Raw genomic sequence first — 22,487 nt, forward strand, 5'->3', positions numbered from 1 at the left:
GACCCTTCCTGCTCGGCATGGGCAGCATCAACGAAACACAGGCCATCAATAATCCGTCTGCCAGTCGACCGTGATGCGGCGCTCCGACAATTCGACCTTGTCCACATAGGCCGACACGAAGGGAATCATGCGCTCCAGCGTTTTCCCATCTTCCTCGTAGGCGATCACCAGCACGGTCTGGGGTCCGGTCGACATCAGATCCTTGACCTGACCCAGCACCAGGCCTTCGCGGTTGATCACGTCCAGGCCCAGCAGGTCGACCCAGTAGTACTCGTCTTCGGCCGCCTTGGGAAACTCGGCGCGCGAGACAAAAATGCGCACGCCCTTGAGCGATTCGGCGGCCGTGCGGTCGGCGACGATGTCAGCCGTAGCGACGATGGAGCCCGAATGCTCGCGCGCCTGCTTGACCGGCAGCAGCACGGTGCCGGAGAACGTGCGCGCGCCGCGCTCGGAAGGCTGCAGAAACCACTGCTTGGCAGACAGCAGCACTTCGGCATCGGCACTGAAAGGCAACACCTTGAACCAGCCCTTGATACCCCAGGCGTCCGCGATGCGGCCGACCTCTACGGCGTCGGCAGGCAGTTGAGCGGGTTCGAATACAGGAAGAAGGGCCATGGTTCAAGCAAAATTAGAAATGAAAAATACCCCCACGCTGGCTCGCTACGCGTAGCTGCACTGCCCCCCAAGGGGGCTTTTTTGCCTTGGGGCGGCCCGGCGGCAAAAAAATGCCCCCACGCTGGCTCGCTACGCGTAGCTGCGCTGCCCCCCAAGGGGGCTTTTTTGCCTTGGGGCGGCCCGGCGGCAAAAAAAAGGCGGGTTCCGCAAGCATAAGCCACGGAACCCGCCTTTAGGGAAGCGTCAGATTAAGCAGCTGCCTTGGAGGCTTGCTTGATCAGGCGGTCCACCGTAGGCGACGATTGTGCGCCCACGCTCTTCCAGTACGTCAGACGGTCTTGCGCAATGCGCAGACCTTCTTCGCCGCCACGTGCGGTTGGGTTGTAGAAACCCAGACGCTCGATGAAGGCGCCATCACGGCGGGTGCGCTTGTCAGCCACTACGATGTTGTAGAAAGGACGGGCCTTGGAGCCGCCGCGAGAAAGTCGAATGACGACCATAATTTATCCTTTGGGTGGTTTGCAGCATCTGCTGCAATGTTTTCTGCCACGTTGAGACACGCGACATGGCCACCCGGCCAGCGACACGCAGCAAAGCTCACGATTATATCGACTTCTTTCCTTTATGCCTAATATCCGCGCCAGCACCGAGTCAGACATCCCCGCAATCACCGCGATTTACCGCCACCACGTACTGCACGGCACGGGCACTTTCGAAATTGACCCGCCCAGCGAGCAGGATATGACCGCACGCCGCGCCGACGTTCTTTCGCGCGGCCTGCCCTACATCGTGGCCGGAGGCGAAGACGGCCAGATCCTGGGCTTCAGCTACGCCAACTGGTTCAAGCCGCGTCCCGCCTACCGTTTCTCGGCCGAAGACTCGATCTATGTGGCCGATTCCGCCCGCGGCCAGGGCGTGGGCCGGCTGCTGCTGCAGGCGCTTTGCGACCAGGCCCAGGCCGCGGGCGTGCGCAAATTGCTGGCGGTGATCGGCGACTCGGCCAACGCGGGCTCGATAGGCGTGCACCGCGCGGCCGGCTTCAGCGAAATCGGCGTCATGCGCTCCATGGGCTGGAAGTTCGACCGCTGGCTCGACATCGTATTGATGGAAAAGACGCTGGGCGAAGGCGACTCCACGCCCCCGGTAGTCGCCCGATAGGCGCGGCGGCCATTCATGCGAATAATGGCCGCATGAAAAGCAAGACCCTGGCCGCCTGGTTGGCCTTTATCGGCGGGCCGCTGGGCCTGCACCGTTTCTACCTTTACGGCCTGCTCGACTGGCGCGGCTGGCTGCTGCCGCTGCCCACGGCGCTGGGCATCTACGGCATACAGCGCGTGCAGGCACTGGGCCAGGACGACCAGCTCAGCTGGCTGCTGATTCCGCTGCTGGGCTTCACCATCGCCGGCTGCGCGCTGCGCGCCATTCTGTATGGACTCACGCCCGCCGACGCCTGGAACGCGCGCTTCAACCCGGCCGACAGCGCCGACGCCGAGCCCGGCCGCACGCACTGGGGCACGGTGTTTGCGATCGGCCTGTCGCTGATGATGGGCGCCACGGTGCTCATGGCCAGCCTGGCCTACAGCTTCCAGCATTACTTCGAATACCAGATCGAGGAAGCGCGCAAGATCTCGCAGCCGCAGAGCTGAAATGAAAAAAGCCGCCACCCCAGGGGGCGACGGCTTTTGCCTGGATGCAGCGCAAGATCAGAAGATCTGCAGGCTGACCCAGTAGGCGATCGAAGCCACGAACGCGCTGGCCGGAATGGTCAGCACCCAGGCCCAGATGATGTTGCCGGCCACGCCCCAGCGCACGGCGCTGGCGCGCTGGGTCGAGCCCACGCCGACGATCGCACCGGTGATGGTGTGCGTGGTCGAGACCGGCACGCCCATCGCCGTGGCGATGAACAGCGTCAGCGCGCCGCCGCTTTCGGCGCAGAAGCCGCCGACGGGCTTGAGCTTGGTGATCTTCTGGCCCATGGTTTTCACGATGCGCCAGCCGCCGAACATCGTGCCCAGGCCGATGGCGATGTAGCAGGAGATGATGGTCCAGGTGGGCGGCGCCGCGTCATTGACGCTGGTGTAGCCCGTGGCGATCAGCAGCAGCCAGATGATGCCTATGGTCTTTTGCGCGTCATTGCCGCCGTGGCCCAGGCTATAGGCACCGGCCGAAACCAGTTGCAGCCGGCGGAACCACTTGTCGACCTTGTTGGGCCTGGCACGGCGGCAGATCCAGGCGACCAGCACCATCATCAGCGAGCCCAGCAGGTAACCCAGCAGCGGCGAGACGAAGATGAAGGCCACGGTCTTCCAGATGCCGCTGGCGATCAGCGAGCCCGCGCCCGCCTTGGCGATCACCGCGCCCACGATGCCGCCAATCAGCGCATGCGAGGAACTGCTGGGAATGCCGTAGTACCAGGTGATCAGGTTCCAGGCGATCGCGCCGACCAGCGCGCCGAACACCACATGGGTGTCGACGATGCCCGGCTGCACGATGCCCTTGCCCACCGTCGCGGCGACGCTCAGGTGGAACACGAAGATCGCGACGACGTTGAAGAATGCGGCGAAGACAACGGCCTGCGCCGGCTTGAGCACGCCGGTGGAGACGACGGTCGCAATCGAGTTGGCCGCGTCGTGAAAGCCGTTCATGAAGTCGAACAGCAAGGCCAGCGCCACCAGCAAGACCACGACCCAGAGGGCGGCTTGTACGGTTTCCATTACTTCAGGACTCCGCGCCGGATCAGGAATTCTCGAGGACGATGCCCTCGATGTGATTGGCGACGTCCTCACACTTGTCGGTGATGGTCTCGAGCAGTTCGTAGATTGCCTTGAGCTTGATCACTTCGCGCACATCGGGCTCTTCGCGGAACAACTTGCTCATGGCCGCGCGCATCACGCGGTCGGCGTCGGACTCGAGGCGGTCGATTTCCTCGCAGGTCTTGAGCGCGGCTTCGGCGGTGTTGGCGTCCGAAATGCGATCGAGCAGCTTGACGGCGTCGCGCACGCGCTCGCAGCACTTGACGCTCAGGTCGGTCAGGCGCGTGATTTCTTCTGTCATATGACGTACGTCATAAAGCGCCATGGTCTCGGCAGAATCCTGAATCAGGTCGGCCACGTCGTCCATGGTGTTGATCAGCGAGTGGATCTGTTCGCGGTCCAGCGGCGTGATGAAGGTCTTGTGCAAGGCCTTGTTCACGTCGTGCGTCACGCGGTCGGCAGCGCGCTCGGCGTTGTCGACGTCCTGTCCGTACTTCTCACGCAGATGCAGGTCGTTGTAGTTCGCCACCAGCTGCGAGAACGCATGCGCCGCTTCGACGATGCGGTCGGCGTGCTGGTTGAACATTTCGAAAAAATTACCTTCGCGTGGCAGCAGTTTGCCAAATAGCATGGGATTCCTTACCAGGGTTTCTGACGGACACGCAGGCGAACTCGCACACACGAAAGCGCGGCTGGGAGGCTTGCCGGCGTCAACGGGGCGAAGTGTACTCCCGGCAATGTAATCGTCTCGTAATCGAACGCATCTGCGATCAATGAGCGCTTGCGCATACGCTTGAGCACTCGGTGCCGGGGGCGAGATATCAAGGCGGGCTGCGGCTTGCAGCGCTGTTAGTCATAAAACCAACAGCCGAAAATAATCGCGACCGGCCCGCGCGGAACACCCCGAATGTGACAGGCTTCAGCGCCGATTTCGGCTTAAAAGACAAAAATATGTCATAAGTCGCTGCACGATTTTTGCCAGATTGCGCACAACCGAAAAGCACCGAAAACAAGCACGTTAAATCGCGCGAAATCGCATCAATTCGCGAATGCAATTGCTGCAAACCGAAACAGCCCACCACCGGCTTGGCGTTGAAAATCTCAGCACGAACGGGAAACCGCTGCGCGCTGCGCCTGGTTGGGCGTCCCCGTTGCCATGGAGGCGCTGACCGAACGCAGCGCTGCGGCAAACACATTCACCTCGTCATATTCAGCGCCCGAGGCACGCCGGAACAGCGTGATCGGCGGCAGACTCCAGTCAAAGCGATGCGCGACCATTGCTACGCCCGCAATCCGCACCAGTTCCTCGGCCACGTCGAGCGGCACGATGGAAACCGCGCGTTCATTGGCGGCCACCAGCTCCCCAATCACCTTGGCCGACAGGCTTTCGACAAACGGCGGCGGCGGCTTGACCCCGGCACGCAAGAAGAAATCGGTGATCTGCTCGCGCATGGGCGTGCTGCGCGGCCCCAGCACCCAATCCAGTTCCGTCAGCTCATTCCATTGGAGCGGGCGCCGCGCCAGCCGCGCGGCCAGACGGCGGTGGGCAATGAGACGGGGTTCCTGCGCATACAGGATCTCATGGCGCAGCTGCGACATGTCGAGCACCGCGGACGTGCGGCCGATCACGCAGTCAAGCGCATGCGCGCGCAGCTTCTGCAGCAGCTGATCGCTGGTGTCTTCATACAGCGTGACCGTGACTTCGCGACCTTGGGCGCGGGTGCGCGCTATCGCCGCCGCCAGCAGTTTGCCCGGCAGGAAAGGAATCACGCCCACATGCAGATGCGCGGCCCGTCCCTGGCCCACGGCCTCGATGTCGTCGGCCCAGTGCCGCAGATCGGCCAGCATCGTCTCGCAGCGCGACAGCACCAGCTCACCGGTAGGCGTGGGCACCATGCCCTGGGAAGTGCGCTGGAACAGCGGCGCGCCAAACAGCGCTTCGAGCTCCGCCAGGCTCTGGGTCACGGCGGGCTGGCTGGTCGCCATCTGCTCGGCCACCCGGGTCAGCGAGCGGTGCGCGCGGATCGCCTGCAGCAGCAGCAGGTGCTTCATCCTGAGGCGGGTGGCGAGGCGCTGGGCCAGACCCGAGGCGGGCAGATCCGAAATGCGTGGCGGCATAAGAAAACTCATATCGATATATATGAATTACAAATTATCTACTTATGAGGCAGCCAGACAATCACCTCCATCAGAACAAAACAGGGGGGAGAACATGGAACAGGTCTATGTCTGGGCGGCCGTGGGAGCGATCGTTGCGGGCTTTGTGCAGGGACTGTCGGGCTTTGCCTTCGGCATGGTGGCGATGTCGTTCTGGGTCTGGACGCTGGAGCCGCGGCTGGCGGCCGCGCTGACGGTGTTCGGCGCGCTGACCGGCCAGATCATTGCCGCCTTGAGCGTGCGACGCGGCTTTGACTGGAAGCTGCTGGCGCCGTTTGTGCTCGGCGGCCTGGCAGGCGTTCCGTTAGGCGTGGCGGTTCTTCCGCACTTGAGCATTCACTGGTTCAAGCTGCTGCTGGGCACGCTGCTGGTCATCTGGTGCCCCTGCATGCTGCTTGCGGGCAAGCTGCCCCGCTGGAATGCCGGCGGGCGCCTGGGCGACGCCATGGCGGGCATGGTGGGCGGCGTCATGGGCGGAATCGGCGGCATGACCGGCGCCGTGCCCACGCTGTGGTGCACGCTCAGGGGCTTCGACAAGGACGCGCAGCGCGCGGTGATACAGAACTTCAACCTGTCCATGCTGCTGGTCACGATGGGAACCTATCTCGCGACCGGAATCGTCACCCGCGACATGCTGCCCTTTTTCGCCATCGTTGCGCCGGCCATGCTGGTGCCCACGCTGCTGGGCGCGAAACTCTATGTGCGACTGAGCGAAGCGCGGTTTCGCCAAATGGTATTGCTGCTGCTCACCACTTCGGGCATGGCGCTGATGGCCTCAGCCCTGCCCCATTTCCTCGGCGCCAAAACCCTGGACCCGGGTTGAAGCCTACTTCCCGCCCGCTTCGTCGTCCCATTTCCTCAGCAGCGTCAGCTTTTCGGCAATCTTGCTTTCGAGGCCGCGCGGCACGGGCTGGTACCAGCGCGGCTCGGCAATGCCTTCAGGCAGATAGGTTTCGCCGGCCGCGTAGGCATTGGGCTCATCGTGCGCATAGCGGTATTCATGGCCGTAGCCCAGCTCTTTCATGAGCTTGGTCGGCGCATTGCGCAGATGAACAGGCACCTCTCGGCTCTTGTCCTGCTTCACGAAGGCCTTGGCCTGGTTGTAGGCGTTGTAGCCCGCATTGCTCTTGGCGGCGATCGCCAGATAGATCACCGCCTGGCCCAGCGCCAGTTCGCCTTCGGGGCTGCCCAGGCGCTCGTAGGTCAGCGCGGCGTCGTTGGCGATCTGCATGGCGCGCGGATCGGCCAGCCCAATGTCCTCCCAGGCCATGCGCACGATGCGCCGCGACAGATAGCGCGCGTCGGCGCCGCCGTCGAGCATGCGCGTGAGCCAATAGAGCGCGGCATCGGGGTGGGAGCCGCGCACCGATTTGTGCAGCGCCGAGATCTGGTCGTAGAAGTTGTCGCCGCCCTTGTCGAAGCGCCGCGCGTTCAGGGTCAGCGCGTTCTCGAGAAACTCGGCCGTGATCCGCGTGATGCCCGAAGTCTTGGCCGCGGTACCGGTCTGCTCCAGCAGATTAAGGAAGCGGCGCGCGTCGCCGTCGGCGTAGCCGATGAGGGTGTCGGTCGCCTGGTCGTCGAATGACAACTCGCCCAGCGCCTTTTCCTGCGTGCGCTGCAGCAGCAGCTTGAGTTCGTCGTCGGTCAGCGACTTGAGCACATAGACCTGGGCACGCGACAGCAGGGCCGAGTTGACTTCGAACGACGGGTTCTCGGTGGTCGCGCCTATGAACGTCACCAGGCCGCTTTCGGCATAGGGCAGCAGCGCATCCTGCTGGGACTTGTTGAAGCGGTGAATCTCGTCGACGAACAGGATGGTGTGCTTGCCCATCGCGAGGTTCTGCTGGGCCTGCTCCATCGCGGCGCGTATGTCCTTGACGCCGGAGAACACCGCCGACAACGCGATGAACTCGCACTTGAACGCGGTCGCCGTGAGCCGCGCCAACGTGGTCTTGCCCACGCCTGGCGGCCCCCAGAAGATCATCGAATGCGGCTTGCCCGACTGGAACGCCAGGCGCAGCGGCTTGCCTTCGCCCAACAGGTGCGACTGACCGACGACGTCGTCCAGGGTCCTGGGCCTGAGGGCTTCGGCCAGCGGCGCGACGGGGTCCTGTGCGAAAAGATCAGACATGGCTGGCCTCCAGGCAGGGGGCCGGTCTGCGCGCGCGCAGGCTCCGGGCCGGAGGTGAGTAACAACAGTAGACAAAAATAAGCATGGCAGTGATGGAACGCGGCAGCGAGGCTGTGTCACCAAGCTTAGCCGCTTGCCTGGCCGCTGGCGCGCAATGCGACGAATAGGCCCAGCAAACCTGGGCTGGCCGACAGGCATTGCCGCCCTTGTCTTACCGGCCAGTGGGCACCCACTTAGAATCCAACCCTTTTTCCTGCGCCAGCAGATGGCCCACGGCACGAACTCCTTTCTATGCAGACTCTTCAACCGCGCGACCTCATTGCGCTTGGCTTCCTGACCTTTGCGCTGTTTCTCGGCGCGGGCAACATCATCTTCCCGCCCATGGTCGGCCTGGCCGCGGGTGAAAACCTGTGGAGCGCGGCGCTGGGCTTCCTGCTCACCGGCGTGGGACTGCCGCTGCTGACCGTGGTCGCGCTGGCCCGCGTGGGCGGCGGCATGGATGCGATCACCGCGCCGCTGGGCCGCGTGGCCGGCACGCTGCTGGGCATTGCGGTCTATCTGACCATAGGCCCGCTGTTCGCCACGCCGCGCACCGCCACTGTCTCGTTCGAGATGGGCGTGGCGCCGTTCGTCGGTCATGGCGGCGGGGCTTTGTTGGGCTACACCGCGGTCTACTTCGTTCTGGTCATGCTGCTCGCGCTGTTTCCCGGCAAGCTGATGGACACCGTGGGCAAGCTGATCACTCCGGTACTGATCCTGGCGCTGGCCGTGCTCGGCGGCGCGGCGTTTCTTCTGCCCGCGGGCAGCATGCTGCCCAGCGCGGTCGACTACCAGCAGGCGGCGCTGGCCGAAGGCTTCACCCAGGGCTACCAGACCATGGATGCATTGGGCGCGCTGGTGTTCGGCATCGTGATCGTCAACGCCATCAAGGACACGGGCGTGACCGATGCACGGCTGCAGACGCGCTATGCGATCGTCGCCGGCGTGATCGCCGCCATCGGGCTGTGCCTGGTCTATATCTCGCTGATGCATCTGGGCGCGCACAGCGGCTCGATGGTGCCCGAGGCCAGCAGCGGCGTGCAGATCCTGACCGCCTATGTGCAGCACACGTTCGGCCTGCCCGGCCTGCTGCTGCTGGCGGCGGTGATCATCCTCGCCTGCCTGACCACGGGCGTGGGCCTGGTCAGCGCCTGCGCGACCTATTTCAGCGCCCTGGTTCCGGGATCGTCCTACCGCGGCATGGTCCTGGCGCTGAGCCTGGTCAGCCTGCTGCTCTCCAACCAGGGCCTGGAGCAGCTGATCTCGGTCGCCGTGCCCGTGCTGGTGGCCATCTACCCGATGGCGATCGCCCTGGTGTGCCTGAGCCTGCTGTCGGATGTCTGGAAGTCAGCGCCGCGCGTGTTCGTGCCGGTGATGCTGGTCGCGCTGGTCTTCGGCTTGATCAATGCCGTGCAGGCCATAGGCCTCGACGGCTGGACACCGCAATGGCTGCAGTTGCTGCCCGGCAGCGCCATGGGCCTGGGCTGGCTGCTGCCCGTGGCCGCAACGCTGCTGGCCTGCGGGCTGCTGGACAGACTGCAGCCGGTGCGCCAGCGCGCGGTCTGATCAGGGCGCGAGCACGTCGGCGCCCTTGGGCGCGACGAACTTGAAGGTTTCGGCGGGCAGACTGGCACTGGTCTGCACATTGGTGAAGCGCATCAGCGAGCGCTGGCCGAAGCTGTCTAGCATATCGATGGCCGACAGCTTGTCGCCCGCAAAACCCACGCGCACGCTCTTGAGCTGGCCGTCCTTGGCCTTGGGCAGCGCCTCCACCCATTGCAGGCCGTCCTGGTCGGGCGCGGCCTTGAGATCGAAATCGGCGCGCAAGGCCTGCACGTTGGCCGCCGAGGCCAGGATGGCCGCGGGCGTGGCGTCGAGCACCTTGGCCTGGGCGCGCTGCGTGACCTGGTTCAGGTCGGCGTCATACATCCACAGCGTCTTGCCGTCGGCGACGATCACCTGTTCGAACGGCTTGCGGTATTCGAACTTGAAGCGCCCCGGACGCTGGAACGAGAACTGACCGCTCGACGTCTTGCTGCGCGCGGCCTGGCCGTCCTTGGCCGGTGCCGTCACGGTCTGGGTGAACTCGGCCTTGCCCGCCTGCGCGCCCTGCATGAACGCCTCGAGGCTTTGCAGTCCGTCGGCCTGGGCCAGACCGGCACCGGCCACGAACAAGATACTGGTCAAAAATCGCTTCATACACTCTCCATCCTATGGCGCAAGCACCTATTCATTGCGCGCCGGCACCAGCACTTCGCGCTGGCCGCTGGTCGTGAGCGAACTCACCAGACCCGCTTTTTCCATGTCTTCGAGCAGGCGCGCCGAGCGGTTGTAGCCAATGCGCAGCTTGCGCTGCACGTACGAGATGCTGGCCTTGCGGTCCTTGAGGACCACTTCGACAGCTTGGTCATACATGGGGTCTTTTTCGCCGTTTCCATCCCCGTCGCCGCCGATTTCGCCATCGCCATCGGCGACGCCGCCTTCGAGCACGCCCTCGATGTAGTCAGGCTCGCCCTGCTCCTTGAGGTAGTTGACGACGCGATGCACTTCCTCGTCGCTGACAAAGGCACCATGCACGCGAATGGGCAGGCCCGTGCCGCTGGCCATGTACAGCATGTCGCCCATGCCCAGCAGCGCTTCGGCGCCCATCTGGTCGAGCACGGTGCGGCTGTCGATCTTGCTGCTGACCTGGAAGGCGATGCGCGTCGGGATGTTGGCCTTGATCAGGCCGGTGATCACGTCCACGCTGGGGCGCTGGGTCGCAAGGATCAGGTGAATGCCCGCGGCGCGCGCCTTCTGCGCCAGGCGCGCGATCAGCTCCTCGATCTTCTTGCCGACGACCATCATCAGGTCGGCGAGCTCGTCGATCACGATCACGATGTGCGGCAGGCGATCCAGCGGTTCGGGCGACTCAGGCGTGAGGCTGAACGGGTTGTAGATGAAGCTTTCCTTGGCCTTGGCTTCATCGATCTTGGCGTTGTAGCCGGCCAGATTGCGCACGCCCAGCTTGCTCATCAGCTTGTAGCGGCGCTCCATTTCGGCCACGCACCAGGTCAGGCCGTTGGCCGCCTGTTTCATGTCGGTGACCACGGGGCACAGCAGATGCGGAATGCCTTCGTAGACCGACATTTCGAGCATCTTGGGATCGATCATCAGCAGGCGCACGTCGCGCGCTTCGGCCTTGTACAGCAGCGACAGGATCATGGCGTTGATTCCGACCGACTTGCCCGAACCGGTGGTGCCCGCGACCAGCACATGCGGCATCTTGGCGAGATCGGCGACCACGGGGTTGCCGACGATGTCCTTGCCCAGGCCCATGGTCAGCATGCTCTTTGCATCGTGGTAGACCTTGGAGCCCAGCACTTCGGACAGACGTATCGACTGGCGCTTGGCGTTGGGCAGCTCCAGCGCCATGTAGTTCTTGCCGGGAATGGTTTCGACCACGCGCACCGACACCAGCGACAGCGAGCGTGCGAGGTCCTTGCCCAGGCCCACGACCTGCGAGCCCTTGACGCCGGTCGCGGGCTCGATTTCGTAGCGCGTGATGACCGGTCCGGGCATGGCCGCGACCACGCGCACTTCGACGCCGAAGTCCTTGAGCTTCTTCTCGATCATGCGGCTGGTCATTTCCAGCGTATCGGGCGAGACGGTTTCCTGGCGCTGCTGCGCGGCGTCGAGCAGGTCGACCTGGGGCAGCTTGGTGTCGGGCAGTTCTTGGAACAGCGGCTTTTGCTTTTCCTTGATCACGCGCTCGCTGGGCGCTGCGGCGGCCTCCATGACCGGCTCGATGATCTGTACCGGCTGCGGATGGCTTTCGACGTTCTCGATGCGCTCTTCCTGCACATCGACCTGGCGCGCGCGCGCGGCCTTGCGGCCCACGGCGACGTCCTTGGCTTTTTCATGCTGGGCGCGGCTCACGCGGACCATGGAATAGATGCGCTTGCCCAGGCGCTCGGCGAGCTGGCCCCAGGAAAAGCCGAACACCAGCGCGGCGCCCAGCACCAGCAGCACGATGCCCGCCAGGCCCGAGCCCGTGAACCCCAGCCATTGCATGGCGTTGAGCCCGAACACATAGCCCACGACGCCGCCCGCGTGACCGGGCAGCAGCGATTCGAAACGGTACATGCGCGACCATTCGAGCGAGGTGCTGGCCATCAGCAGCAGCGCCAGCCCGCCCCAGAAGCGCAGGCGGCGCAGCCACAGCGGGTCGGCCGGCGGCACGCCGCCGCGCGTCCAGCGCAGCAGCGAGCTGAGCCAGTTCGTCACGAAGGCCAGCACCAGCCACCAGATAGAGAAGCCAAAGCCGAAATAGCAGGTGTCGGCGAGCCAGGCGCCCGATCGGCCCACCCAGTTGTTCACCCAGCGGCCTTCGAGCGCGCCCGAGGTCGACCAGGCCGGGTCCTGCGGCGAATAGCTCAGCAGCGACAGCAGCAGAAACACCAGCGCCAACAGCCCCACGATGAGGCTGACTTCATGGCCAAAGCGGGCCAGTCCGGTGCGGGTAGATGATTTCCCTGAGGAACCGTTCAGGGCGTTCAATGTGTAAGTCATACGCAAGCGGGAGCTTACCCCACCGCCCGCCCGCGCACAGGGCTTGCGGTGTCGGCGAAAGCAGACACTTGCAACAAGACGTTCCAATTTCAAGCATTTGATGATTTTTTACAATCCCGGTGATTGACGGACTGCGCATGCGCAAACTTCTGGTGCGGGGGATACTCCACCATCCGTCTTATTGATGAACCTCCACATGCCGACTGCGGCATGTTTTCCATGAGTGCAACGATGTCCACTACGCAACACGCCAAAGTTCTGATCCTCGGCTCCGGCCCCGCCGGCTATTCCGCCGCCATCTATGCCGCGCGTGCGAACCTCAAGCCGCTGCTCGTGACCGGCATGGCCCAGGGCGGCCAGCTGATGACCACCACCGACGTGGACAACTGGCCCGCCGACGTGATGGGCGTGCAAGGCCCCGAACTGATGCAGCGCTTCCAGCAGCACGCCGAGCGCTTCCAGACGCAGATCGTCTTCGACCACATCAACAAGGTCGACTTCAGCCAGCGCCCGTTCACGCTGACCGGCGATTCGGGCACCTACACCTGCGACGCGCTGATCATCGCCACCGGCGCTTCGGCCAAGTACCTGGGCCTGCCGTCCGAAGAGGCATTCATGGGCCGCGGCGTTTCGGGCTGCGCGACCTGTGACGGTTTCTTCTACCGCGAGCAGCCGGTCTGCGTGGTCGGCGGCGGCAACACGGCCGTCGAAGAAGCGTTGTATCTGTCCAACATCGCCAGCAAGGTCACGCTGGTCCACCGCCGCGACAAGTTCAAGGCCGAGCCCATCCTGGTCGACAAGCTGCACGAGAAGGTCAAGGCCGGCAAGATCGAGCTCAAGACCCACTTCACGCTCGACGAAGTGCTGGGCGACCAATCCGGCGTGACCGGCATACGCCTCAAGAGCACGCAGGACGGCCATACCGAAGACATCGCGCTGCAAGGCTGCTTCATCGCCATCGGCCACTCGCCCAACACCGATATCTTCCAGGGCCAGCTGGAGATGGAGAACGGCTACATCGTGACCCAGGGCGGCCTCAAGGGCTTTGCCACGCAGACCAGCGTTCCCGGCGTGTTCGCCGCGGGCGACGTGCAGGACCATGTCTACCGCCAGGCCATCACCAGCGCCGGCACGGGCTGCATGGCTGCGCTCGACGCCCAGCGTTTCCTTGAGCAGGAATAAGGTTTTTAGAGTACGCGACTATAATCGCAGGCTTTGCTGAATTTGAGCATGCCCCACAGGGGGTGTGCACCGGCTTGCCACAGGTTCAGCGACGGGTTACCGCCACCCGAATTCTGGCGAGGTGAGGCCATGGACACGACTTGCGCAACCGCGCGGGGCTCGGTGACCATGGCTGTAAAAAACTATCGGAGTGTCCTCATGGCACGCGTATGTGATGTAACGGGCAAGAAGCCCATGGTGGGAAACAATGTTTCCCACGCCAACAACAAGACCAAGCGTCGTTTCCTGCCTAACCTGCAGTACCGTCGTTTCTGGGTGGAAACCGAGAACCGTTGGGTGCGCCTGCGCGTTTCCAGCGCCGCTCTGCGTCTGATCGACAAGAACGGCATCGACGCTGTGCTCGCAGACCTGCGTGCCCGTGGCCAAGCCTAATTCCCTGAAGGAGAAATACCATGGCATCTAAAGGCGGACGCGACAAGATCAAGCTGGAATCCACTGCGGGTACCGGTCACTTCTACACCACTACCAAGAACAAGAAGACAATGCCTGAAAAGATGTTGATCATGAAGTTCGATCCCAAGGCTCGCAAGCATGTCGAGTATAAGGAAATGAAGCTCAAGTAAGCGCTTCCAGAAGCTTGCTGCTTTAGCAACAACGCTTCACGCTTCTTTGAAAAGGACACTTCGGTGTCCTTTTTGCGTTGGCGCGCCGCCACGCTGCGGCCGCCACACGCCGCCGTGGCGCCTGAGCGCATCCTTGCGGCCCCATCCAAGTGAGTGCACACTATCTTTCGGGAGCCGACACAGCTGTGAATGGGGTTCATTCGGCTGATGCAGCCCGTGGAGCGCACATGAAACGCTACATCATCCTGAAGTACATCTATCAGCGGCGCATCAGCAAACGTGAACTCGATACCGGCGTGCTGTCGCTGGAAAGCGCCATGCCTGCGGTCTCGACCGAGCAGTTGCCCGAGCATGCGGTCAGCGAGCTCAAGACCGATCCCCAGGTTCAGTTGGTCGTGCCGACCATGCCCACGCGCTTGATCAGCCCCGTCGAATCCAAGCCCGCTGCATTGCACACCCCCCTGGCCAGCAACTGGGGCATCAAGGCCGTGCGCGCCGACAAGAGCCGCTACAACGGCGCCGGCGTGAGCGTCGCCGTGCTCGACACGGGCATAGACCGCGACCATCCCGCATTCGCCGGCATGACGCTGATCGAAAAAGACTTCAGCGACCACGGCAACGGCGACCGCAACGGCCATGGCACGCATTGCGCGGGCACCATCTTCGGCCGCAACGACGGCCACCAGCGCGTGGGCATTGCGCGCGGCATAGAGCGCGCGCTGATCGGCAAGGTGCTGGGCGATGACGGCGCGGGCCAATCAGAAATGGTGTTCCATGCGCTGACCTGGGCGATGGAGCAGCAGGCCGACATCATTTCGATGTCGCTGGGCTTTGACTTCCCGGGAATGGTCTCGCGCCTCACGGCCGAAGGCTGGCCGCTGGACCTGGCCACATCCACGGCGCTCGAAGCCTATGGCGGCAACCTGCGCATGTTCGACGCCATCATGGCCGTGCTCAAGGCCCAGGCCGCGTTCGGCGTCGCGCCGCTGGTCGTCGCTGCGGCCGGCAACGAAAGCCGGCGCGAACTCAAGCGCGACTACCGCATCGCGACGTCGTTGCCGGCCGCCGCCGAGGACGTGATTTCGGTCGCCGCCGTGGGCCGCACCGACGGCAAGTTCGTCGTCGCCGACTTCTCCAACATCCAGGCGCGGCTGTCGGCACCCGGCGTCGACATCACGTCGGCCTGGCCCGGCGGCGGCCTGCGCACCGTCAGCGGCACGAGCATGGCCTGCCCGCACGTGGCCGGCGTCGCAGCGCTGTGGTGGCAATTCCTGCAGCAGGCCGACATCAAGCCCACGGCGCGCAACGTGGCCGCGCGGCTGGTATCGAATGCGCGCAAGAACGTGTTTGTCGCCAACACGGATGAAGCCGACATAGGCCAGGGCCTGGTGACCGCGCCCTGAGAAACTACACGCGCACGGCGCGCAGCGCGACCGAAAACTCCTGCAGCACGCGGATATTGCTGGCCTCGGCCTTGCGGCACCAGGCACGCAGGTCGGCCGTGAGCTGCTCGCGCGTATGCGAAGTGTTGAGCCACAGCTGGCGCAACTCTTCGCGCATGGTGAGCATCTGGTCTATCACCGGATGCGCGGCGCGCACCTGGTCAATCTGCGCGCGCGCGCGCTGCGGCAGCCGCTCCTGGTCGCGCACCAGCGAACGCCGCACGGACTTGAGCAGTGAGACTTCATCACGGCCCGCGCTCCGCGCCTTGAGGCCTTCGACTTCCGCGGCGCAGGCCGCGCGCAGACCGCGGGCATAGCGCGCCATGGCTTCGTAGCGGTGGGCAATCAAGGCTTCGAGCGTGGCTTCGTCGGCTTCGGCGCGCAGCTCGCCTTCCTGCCAGCGCGGCGCCAGCTTCTTGACGCGCGCCCAGCCCAGGCGCTGCAGCAGCCGGATGTAGACCCAGCCGATATCGAACTCATGGCGCTTGACCGAGAACTTGGCCGCGGTCGGATAGGTGTGGTGGTTGTTGTGCAGCTCTTCGCCGCCTATCAGCAGGCCCCAGGGCGAGATATTGCGGCTCGCGTCCTTGACCTCGAAATTGCGATAGCCCCAGTAATGGCCAATGCCGTTGACCACGCCCGCGGCCCAGAATGGAATCCAGGCCATCTGCACGGCCCACAGCGCCAGGCCCGCGAAACCGAACAGCAGCAGGTAGAGCACCAGCAGCAGCGTGATGCCCAGGCCCGGAAATCGGCCGTAGACGCGGCGCTCCAGCCAATCGTCGGGCGTGCCCTGGCCATAGGTGCGCAGCGTCTGCGCATTGTCCGTCTCGGTGCGGTAGAGCTCGGCGCCGCGCCACAGCACGGCGCGCAGGCCGCGCTGCTGCGGGCTGTGCGGATCGTCGGGCGTTTCACATTTGGCATGGTGCTTGCGGTGCACCGCCACCCATTCGCGCGTGACCATGCCTGTGGACAGCCACAGCCAGAAGCGGAACACGTGGGAGGGAATGGGGCCGAGTTCGAGCGCGCGGTGGGTCTGACAGCGGTGCAGGAACACCGTGACCGCGACGATGGTCAGGTGGGTGGTGGCCAGCGCGACCAGCACCAGTTGCCACCAGGAAAGCCGCAGCAGCCCATGGCCCAGCCAGTCGAGCAATAGCGCACCAGCATCATTCCACATAGCCTGCCCCTTCCAAAAAGCAACACCGCCTGAAAAAGCGGTGTTTCATTTTAGGGCCAGGCCCTTGCAGGATGTCAGCCAATTACCTGCACTTACAGGTAATTGGCAACAGGTGGCTACTTGCGCACCCAGACGGCGGCGAAGAAGCCGTCGGTCTGGTGCAGATGCGGCCACATGCGCAGGTAGCGCCCGCCCGTCTCACCGCCGCTGCACAGGCTGGCCGATGCAGCCACCTTGAGCTGTTCCAGCAGTTCGGCGGCGTCGACCGGAACGAAGTCGGGATGGGCCGCGCTGAACGCTTCGGCAATCGCTTCGTTTTCCTCGGGCAGGATGGAGCAGGTCGCGTAGACCAGGCGTCCGCCCGACTTCACCAGGCGCGCGGCACTGTCGAGAATGGACGTCTGCTTGACGGTCAGCTCGGCAATCGCCTCTTCGGACTGGCGCCACTTGAGATCGGGGTTGCGGCGCAGCGTGCCCAGGCCCGAGCAAGGCGCATCGACCAGCACGCGGTCGATCTTGCCCGACAGGCGCTTGACGCGCTCGTCGCGCTCATGGGCGATGGCCGCGGGGTGCACGTTCGACAGCCCGCTGCGCGCCAGGCGCGGCTTGAGCGCTTCGAGGCGGTGACCGGAGACATCGAACGCGTACAGACGGCCGGTGCTGCGCATGCTCGCGCCCAGCGCCAGCGTCTTGCCGCCCGCGCCCGCGCAGAAGTCGACCACCATCTCGCCGCGCTTGGCGTCTAGCAGCAGGGCCAGCAGCTGCGAGCCTTCATCCTGCACTTCGATGGCACCGCGCATGAACACGTCGTAGCGGGTCAGCGCCGGCTTGCCTTCGACACGCAGGCCCCAGGGCGAGAACGGCGTGGGCACGGAGCGGATGCCGGCCTTGAGCAGCTCTTTTTGCACATCGGCGCGCTTGTCTTTCAAGGCGTTGACGCGCAGGTCGAGCGGAGCACCCTCTTCCATGCTTTGCGCCAGCGGCCAGAAGCCGTCGCCCAATTGGGCCTTGAGCGGCTCGACCAGCCAGGCCGGCATGTTGTGGCGGTGGGACTCCATCAGCTCTTCGGGCTTGACCGCATCGCACTGGGCCAGCCAGGCCAGTTCCTGGTCGTTGAGCGCGGCCTTGAGGAAGTCGCGCGGGCCGTGATAGCCCAAAATGGCCAGACGGCGCTCGCGCGGACCGCTGCCCGAACGCGCAAGGCTTTCGAACAACAGTTTCTTGCGCAGCACGGTGTAAGCCGTTTCGGCCAGGGCGGCGCGCTCGCGCTGGCCCAGTCCACGGTTTTCACGGAAAAAGCGGGACACCACGGCATCGGCCGGGTGTTCAAATGTCAGGGTGCGCTTGACCAGTTCGGAGCAAGCATCAAGGAGGGCGTTGGGATGCATGGGGCCGATTGTCCCATTTGCGGAGTTCCCCCTGCCTGCGCTGGCCACTGCGCGCACCCGTAAACAGGCTAGATTGCGCTGTTTTCCTCGAATTTCATCTGTTTTTCACATGTCCGCCACCGAAGCCACCGACCACGATCTGCCACCCCTGCACGCCACGCCGCCAGGCCTCTACCGCCACTACAAGGGCGGGCTCTACGAAGTGATCGACATGGTGCGCCACAGCGAAACGCTGGAAGCCATGACGCTGTACCGCGCGCTCTACGGCGCGCGCGGCCTCTGGGTAAGGCCCGCGGCCATGTTCGGCGAAAGCGTGGAAATCGACGGTCAGCGCCAGCTGCGGTTCACGCGACTGGGCGACTACTCGCCTGAAGCCGAGAGCGCTGCGCGGGCATGACGGCCTGACTTGAGCGCAGGCCGTTCATCCTTCGACGCGGCCGGCGAGGCAGGCTCTCAAGAAACAGTTTTTCAACTAAATCAATGACTTAGAAGATGGTCAATTAGGGGAAGCGGCGGCAAAACTGTGAACCGTTCGTGGTGAGCTTGTCGAACCATGAACGACCCGTCCTCATGCCTGGAGCGCAGGCCGTTCACCCTTCGACAAGCTCAGGGCGAACGGGGGGTAGGGGCGAAAAACGAAGAGCGCGAACGGTAAAACCCGTTCTTGGTGAGCTTGCCTGAAAGAGCAGCTTATCAAGCCTGCTTCTTGAGCCAGTGCGCTACCGCGAGCGGGTAAATCGCGTGTTCCTGCACCAGCACGCGCGCGGCCAGCGTCTGCGCGGTGTCGCCTTCCAGCACCGGCACCACGGCCTGCTCCAGAATCGGGCCCACGTCGAGTTCGGCCGTCACTTCATGCACCGTCGCGCCCGCGAACTTGCAGCCCGCATCGATCGCGCGCTGGTGCGTGTGCAAACCCGTAAAGGCCGGCAGCAGCGAAGGGTGGATATTGACCAGCCGGCCCGCATAATGGCTCACGAAGCCTGGCGTCAGAATGCGCATGAACCCGGCCAGCACCACCAGCGCGGGCTGGTACTGGTCTATGACTTCGCTCAGACGCGCGTCGAACGCTTCGCGGCTGGCAAAGGTCTTGTGGTCGAGCACGTCGGTGGAGATACCATGTTGACGCGCAAAATCCAGGCCCTTGGCGTCGGCCTTGTTGCTGATGACCGCGGCGACGCGCGCGTTCAAGGTCTGGGCCCAGTCCTGTTGCCGGGCGGCCTGCACGATGGCTGCCATGTTGGAGCCGCCGCCAGAGATCAAAATCACGATGTTTTTCATTGCCACCGATTGTCTCATCCATGCCCTTTGACCCACGCTCCACCCCGTTGAATCCCGTCCAGGCGCGCGTGCTTGCCACGCTGATGGAAAAAGCCCGCACGGTGCCGGACAGCTATCCACTGTCGGTCAATGCCCTGCTCAACGGCTGCAACCAGAAGAGCAGCCGCGACCCCGTGATGGAACTCGATGAAGGCGACGTACAGCAGGCGCTCGACGATCTGCTGCGCCAGAGCCTGGTCACGCCCGTGAGCGGCAACCGCACCCAGCGCTGGGAGCACAACTTTCCGCGCGGCGTGGGCGTTCCCGAGCAGTCGGCGGTGCTGCTGTCGCTGCTGCTGCTGCGCGGCCCGCAGACCGCGGCCGAGCTGCGCCTGAACGCCGAGCGCTGGCACCGCTTTGCCGATATCTCTTCGGTCGAAGCTTTCCTCGACGAACTGCAGGAACGCAGCGAGGAAAAAGGCGGCCCGCTGGTGGTGCTGCTGCCGCGTGCGCCGGGCGCGCGCGAACCGCGCTGGGCGACGCTGCTGGGCGGCCCCATCGATCTGTCGGCCCTGCCCGCGGCGCCCGCCGCGCGTGCCGCGGCCAGCAGCGGCGCCGAGCAGCGCATCGCCGCGCTCGAAGCGCGCGTGGAGCAGCTCGAAGCCCAGCTGCATGCGCTGTGCCAGCAGTTGGGCGTGGAGCCGACTTCCGCACCGACGCAGGATTGAGCATCCTCGGGCAAGCCCGGCGCAACGGCGCCCGGCGCTGACGCACCGGGCGCCGGGCACCGGGTGTCCCGCTGCGGACAGCACAAAAAAGCACGCCCGTGCTACAAATCTCCCATCACAGGAGACTGACGCATGGATCTCGCATTTACCCCTGAAGAGCAGGCCTTCCGCGAAGAAGTTCGCGCCTGGGTCCGCAGCAATCTTCCCGAGGACATCGCGCACAAGGTGCGCAACGCTTTGCGGCTGTCGCGCGACGACCTGCAGCGCTGGGCCAAGATTCTGGGCAACCGCGGCTGGCTGGGCCATGGCTGGCCCACGGCCTTCGGCGGGCCGGGCTGGAGCGCGGTGCAAAAGCATTTGTTCGAGGAAGAATGCGCGCTGGCCTGCGCGCCGCGCGTCATTCCGTTCGGCCCGGTGATGGTCGCGCCGGTGATCATGGCCTTCGGCAATGCCGAGCAGCAGCAGCGCTTTCTGCCGGGCATCGCCAGCGGCGAAGTCTGGTGGAGCCAGGGCTACAGCGAGCCGGGCTCGGGCTCCGATCTGGCATCGGTCAAGACGCGCGCCGAGCGCCAGGGCGACCACTACCTGGTCAACGGCCAGAAGACCTGGACCACGCTGGGCCAGTATGGCGAATGGATCTTCTGCCTGGTGCGCACCAGCACCGAAGGCAAGCCGCAGACCGGCATCTCCTTTCTGTTGATCGACATGAAGACGCCCGGCGTGACCGTGCGCCCGATCAAGCTGCTCGACGGCGAATGCGAAGTCAATGAAGTGTTCTTCGACAACGTCAAGGTGCCGGTCGAGAACCTGATCGGCGAAGAGAACCAGGGCTGGACCTATGCCAAGCACCTGCTGTCGCACGAGCGCACCAACATCGCCGACGTGAACCGCTCCAAGCGCGAACTCGAGCGCCTCAAGCGCATCGCCAAGGCCGAAGGCGTCTGGGAAGACCAACGCTTTCGCGACCAGATCGCGCTGCTCGAAATCGATGTGATCGCGCTCGAAATGATGGTGCTGCGCGTGCTCTCGGCCGAGACTTCGGGCAAGAACCCGCTGGACATCGCGGGCCTGCTGAAGATCAAGGGCAGCGAGATTCAACAGCGCTACAGCGAGCTGATGATGCTGGCCGCGGGCCCGTTCAGCCTGCCCTTCATCGAAGAGGCCATGGAAGCCGGCTGGCAGGGCGACTTCCCCGGCGGCGATGTGGCAAATGCGCCGCTGGCCTCGACCTACTTCAACATGCGCAAGACCACCATCTATGGCGGCAGCAATGAAGTCCAGCGCAATATCGTCGCGCAAACCGTGTTCGGCTGAGGAGACATCATGGATTTCAATTTTTCCGAAGACCAGCAGCAACTGCGCGACGCCGTGCGCCGCTGGGTGAGCAAGGGCTATACCTTCGAGCGCCGCCGTGAAATCGTGGCCGCAGGCGGCTTTTCACGCGCTGCCTATACCGAACTCGCCGAACTGGGGCTCACCGCGCTGGCCGTGCCCGAAGCGCATGACGGACTGGGCCAGGGCCCGGTCGACGTGATGGTCGCGATGGAAGAGCTGGGCCGGGGCATCGTGCTCGAGCCGCTGGCCCAGGCCGTGGTCGCCAGCGCCGTGCTGAGCCAGTACGCGCCCGCCGATGTCCAGGCGCAGTGGCTGCCGAAGATCGCCAGCGGCGAGGCCCTGGTCGTGCTCGCCCAACAGGAGCGCAAGGCGCGTTACCGCCTCGATGTCTGCAGCGCCACGGCCAAAGCCTCGGGCAACGGCCATGTGGTCACGGCGCACAAGAGCCTGGTGCCCGTGGGCGACCAGGCCGACGCTTTCCTGGTGCCGGCACAGTTGGGCGGCCAGATCGCCTTGTTCCTCGTTGAGCGCAACGCCAGCGGCGTCGCCTTGCGCGGCTACGGCACGCAGGACGGCGGTCGCGCGGCCGAACTGCAATGCACCGATGCGCCGGCCACGCTGCTGACCCAGCACGGCCTCACGGCGCTGACGCTGGCCTCCGATGTAGCCAACGCCGCGCTGTGCGCCGAAGCCGTGGGCGTGATGGAGCAGACGCTGGCGATCACCGTCGACTACATGAACCAGCGCAAGCAGTTCGGCGTGGTGATCGCGAGCTTCCAGGCGCTGCGCCACCGCGTCGCCGACATGAAGATGCAGCTCGAACTCGCACGCTCGATGAGCTATTACGCCAGCCTCAAGATCACCGCCCCGGCCGCAGAACGCCACCTGGCGATAGCGCGTGCGCGCGTGCAGCTGGGCCAGGCGATGCGCTTTGTGGGCCAGCAGGCGGTGCAGCTGCACGGCGGCATAGGCGTGACCGACGAGTACATCGTGAGCCACTATTTCAAGCGGCTCACGCAGCTCGAGATGACGTTCGGCGACAGCCTGCACCATCTGGGCGAAGTGTCGGCGGGGATGCAGGAGACGGCGGGAGTGTTCGCCTGAAG

General features: G+C 64.5%; 23 protein-coding genes. 12 read left to right on the top strand and 11 right to left on the bottom strand.

Annotated features, from left to right (window positions below; genetic code table 11):
• Nucleotides 1-45 precede the first annotated feature (45 nt).
• Together rimM and rpsP are read right to left on the bottom strand one after the other, a co-directional pair.
• Entirely contained in the window at nt 46-615 is a 570-nt protein-coding gene (gene rimM / locus KHY18_RS03980; RefSeq protein WP_213294551.1) for a ribosome maturation factor RimM, read from the bottom strand.
• Nucleotides 616-863: 248 nt separating this feature from the next.
• Nucleotides 864-1,115 (bottom strand): 30S ribosomal protein S16, encoded by a 252-nt coding sequence (gene rpsP / locus KHY18_RS03985; protein ID WP_159910627.1) that lies wholly within the window; start codon nt 1,113-1,115, stop codon nt 864-866.
• 124 nt (nt 1,116-1,239) lie between these two features.
• Between rpsP and KHY18_RS03990 the strand changes: the two genes are divergently transcribed.
• Together KHY18_RS03990 and KHY18_RS03995 are read left to right on the top strand one after the other, a co-directional pair.
• Nucleotides 1,240-1,773 carry a GNAT family N-acetyltransferase gene (locus tag KHY18_RS03990; RefSeq protein WP_213294554.1) on the top strand — a complete coding sequence of 178 codons (534 nt, stop codon included), beginning with the start codon at nt 1,240-1,242 and terminating at the stop codon, nt 1,771-1,773.
• A gap of 32 nt (nt 1,774-1,805) precedes the next feature.
• Entirely contained in the window at nt 1,806-2,261 is a 456-nt protein-coding gene (locus KHY18_RS03995; RefSeq protein ID WP_213294557.1) for a hypothetical protein, read from the top strand.
• A gap of 57 nt (nt 2,262-2,318) precedes the next feature.
• Here the strand turns inward: KHY18_RS03995 and KHY18_RS04000 are convergent, their stop codons facing one another.
• From KHY18_RS04000 to KHY18_RS04010, 3 genes are all read right to left on the bottom strand, one after another.
• Nucleotides 2,319-3,329, bottom strand: a complete 1,011-nt coding sequence (locus tag KHY18_RS04000; protein WP_213294559.1) for an inorganic phosphate transporter — start codon at nt 3,327-3,329, stop codon at nt 2,319-2,321.
• 22 nt (nt 3,330-3,351) lie between these two features.
• Nucleotides 3,352-3,999 (bottom strand): DUF47 domain-containing protein, encoded by a 648-nt coding sequence (locus KHY18_RS04005; RefSeq protein WP_213294560.1) that lies wholly within the window; start codon nt 3,997-3,999, stop codon nt 3,352-3,354.
• Between the two features lie 470 nt (nt 4,000-4,469).
• A complete protein-coding gene (locus KHY18_RS04010; protein ID WP_213294561.1) occupies nt 4,470-5,486 on the bottom strand; it encodes a LysR family transcriptional regulator in 1,017 nt (338 codons plus the stop codon).
• A gap of 94 nt (nt 5,487-5,580) precedes the next feature.
• On the opposite strand from KHY18_RS04010, the gene KHY18_RS04015 reads away from it, so the two are divergent.
• Nucleotides 5,581-6,348, top strand: coding sequence for a sulfite exporter TauE/SafE family protein (locus tag KHY18_RS04015; protein WP_213294562.1), 768 nt, complete (start codon nt 5,581-5,583; stop codon nt 6,346-6,348).
• 3 nt (nt 6,349-6,351) lie between these two features.
• On the opposite strand, the gene KHY18_RS04020 is transcribed toward KHY18_RS04015, so the two are convergent.
• The gene (locus tag KHY18_RS04020) at nt 6,352-7,656 is read right to left on the bottom strand and encodes a replication-associated recombination protein A (RefSeq protein WP_213294563.1); all 1,305 of its coding nucleotides are present in this window, start codon (nt 7,654-7,656) and stop codon (nt 6,352-6,354) included.
• A gap of 291 nt (nt 7,657-7,947) precedes the next feature.
• Between KHY18_RS04020 and brnQ the strand changes: the two genes are divergently transcribed.
• Nucleotides 7,948-9,261, top strand: a complete 1,314-nt coding sequence (gene brnQ / locus KHY18_RS04025; protein WP_213294564.1) for a branched-chain amino acid transport system II carrier protein — start codon at nt 7,948-7,950, stop codon at nt 9,259-9,261.
• On the opposite strand, the gene lolA is transcribed toward brnQ, so the two are convergent.
• Together lolA and KHY18_RS04035 are read right to left on the bottom strand one after the other, a co-directional pair.
• Complete coding sequence (lolA, locus tag KHY18_RS04030) at nt 9,262-9,894, bottom strand: outer membrane lipoprotein periplasmic chaperone LolA (RefSeq protein ID WP_213294565.1); 633 nt, start codon at nt 9,892-9,894, stop codon at nt 9,262-9,264.
• A gap of 27 nt (nt 9,895-9,921) precedes the next feature.
• The gene (locus KHY18_RS04035) at nt 9,922-12,246 is read right to left on the bottom strand and encodes a DNA translocase FtsK (RefSeq protein WP_213294568.1); all 2,325 of its coding nucleotides are present in this window, start codon (nt 12,244-12,246) and stop codon (nt 9,922-9,924) included.
• Between the two features lie 231 nt (nt 12,247-12,477).
• On the opposite strand from KHY18_RS04035, the gene trxB reads away from it, so the two are divergent.
• The 4 genes from trxB (at nt 12,478) to KHY18_RS04055 (ending at nt 15,454) form a co-directional block, all read left to right on the top strand.
• Nucleotides 12,478-13,428 (top strand): thioredoxin-disulfide reductase, encoded by a 951-nt coding sequence (trxB, locus tag KHY18_RS04040; protein ID WP_213294571.1) that lies wholly within the window; start codon nt 12,478-12,480, stop codon nt 13,426-13,428.
• 198 nt (nt 13,429-13,626) lie between these two features.
• Nucleotides 13,627-13,860: a 50S ribosomal protein L28 gene (gene rpmB, locus KHY18_RS04045; protein WP_159910637.1), complete on the top strand. Its 234-nt coding sequence runs from the start codon at nt 13,627-13,629 to the stop codon at nt 13,858-13,860.
• A 20-nt stretch (nt 13,861-13,880) separates the two neighbouring features.
• Complete coding sequence (gene rpmG, locus KHY18_RS04050) at nt 13,881-14,051, top strand: 50S ribosomal protein L33 (protein WP_008904999.1); 171 nt, start codon at nt 13,881-13,883, stop codon at nt 14,049-14,051.
• A gap of 227 nt (nt 14,052-14,278) precedes the next feature.
• Nucleotides 14,279-15,454, top strand: a complete 1,176-nt coding sequence (locus KHY18_RS04055) for a S8 family peptidase (protein ID WP_249728897.1) — start codon at nt 14,279-14,281, stop codon at nt 15,452-15,454.
• A 4-nt stretch (nt 15,455-15,458) separates the two neighbouring features.
• Here the strand turns inward: KHY18_RS04055 and KHY18_RS04060 are convergent, their stop codons facing one another.
• A complete protein-coding gene (locus KHY18_RS04060; RefSeq protein WP_213294574.1) occupies nt 15,459-16,673 on the bottom strand; it encodes a DesA family fatty acid desaturase in 1,215 nt (404 codons plus the stop codon).
• A gap of 116 nt (nt 16,674-16,789) precedes the next feature.
• Entirely contained in the window at nt 16,790-18,061 is a 1,272-nt protein-coding gene (locus tag KHY18_RS04065; protein WP_213294575.1) for an RsmB/NOP family class I SAM-dependent RNA methyltransferase, read from the bottom strand.
• A gap of 109 nt (nt 18,062-18,170) precedes the next feature.
• On the opposite strand from KHY18_RS04065, the gene KHY18_RS04070 reads away from it, so the two are divergent.
• Nucleotides 18,171-18,458, top strand: coding sequence for a DUF1653 domain-containing protein (locus KHY18_RS04070; protein ID WP_213294576.1), 288 nt, complete (start codon nt 18,171-18,173; stop codon nt 18,456-18,458).
• Between the two features lie 296 nt (nt 18,459-18,754).
• On the opposite strand, the gene purN is transcribed toward KHY18_RS04070, so the two are convergent.
• Entirely contained in the window at nt 18,755-19,339 is a 585-nt protein-coding gene (gene purN, locus KHY18_RS04075) for a phosphoribosylglycinamide formyltransferase (protein WP_213294578.1), read from the bottom strand.
• A 20-nt stretch (nt 19,340-19,359) separates the two neighbouring features.
• Between purN and KHY18_RS04080 the strand changes: the two genes are divergently transcribed.
• The 3 genes from KHY18_RS04080 to KHY18_RS04090 all read left to right on the top strand — a co-directional run bounded on the left by KHY18_RS04080 (nt 19,360) and on the right by KHY18_RS04090 (nt 22,485).
• Complete coding sequence (locus KHY18_RS04080; protein ID WP_213294580.1) at nt 19,360-20,046, top strand: YceH family protein; 687 nt, start codon at nt 19,360-19,362, stop codon at nt 20,044-20,046.
• Nucleotides 20,047-20,178: 132 nt separating this feature from the next.
• Nucleotides 20,179-21,360 (top strand): acyl-CoA dehydrogenase family protein, encoded by a 1,182-nt coding sequence (locus KHY18_RS04085; RefSeq protein ID WP_213294582.1) that lies wholly within the window; start codon nt 20,179-20,181, stop codon nt 21,358-21,360.
• Between the two features lie 9 nt (nt 21,361-21,369).
• Nucleotides 21,370-22,485, top strand: a complete 1,116-nt coding sequence (locus tag KHY18_RS04090) for an acyl-CoA dehydrogenase family protein (protein WP_213294584.1) — start codon at nt 21,370-21,372, stop codon at nt 22,483-22,485.
• Nucleotides 22,486-22,487 lie beyond the last annotated feature (2 nt).

Origin of the sequence: Acidovorax sp. CCYZU-2555 (assembly GCF_018413525.1) — a bacterium.
Lineage (GTDB): Bacteria > Pseudomonadota > Gammaproteobacteria > Burkholderiales > Burkholderiaceae_C > Comamonas.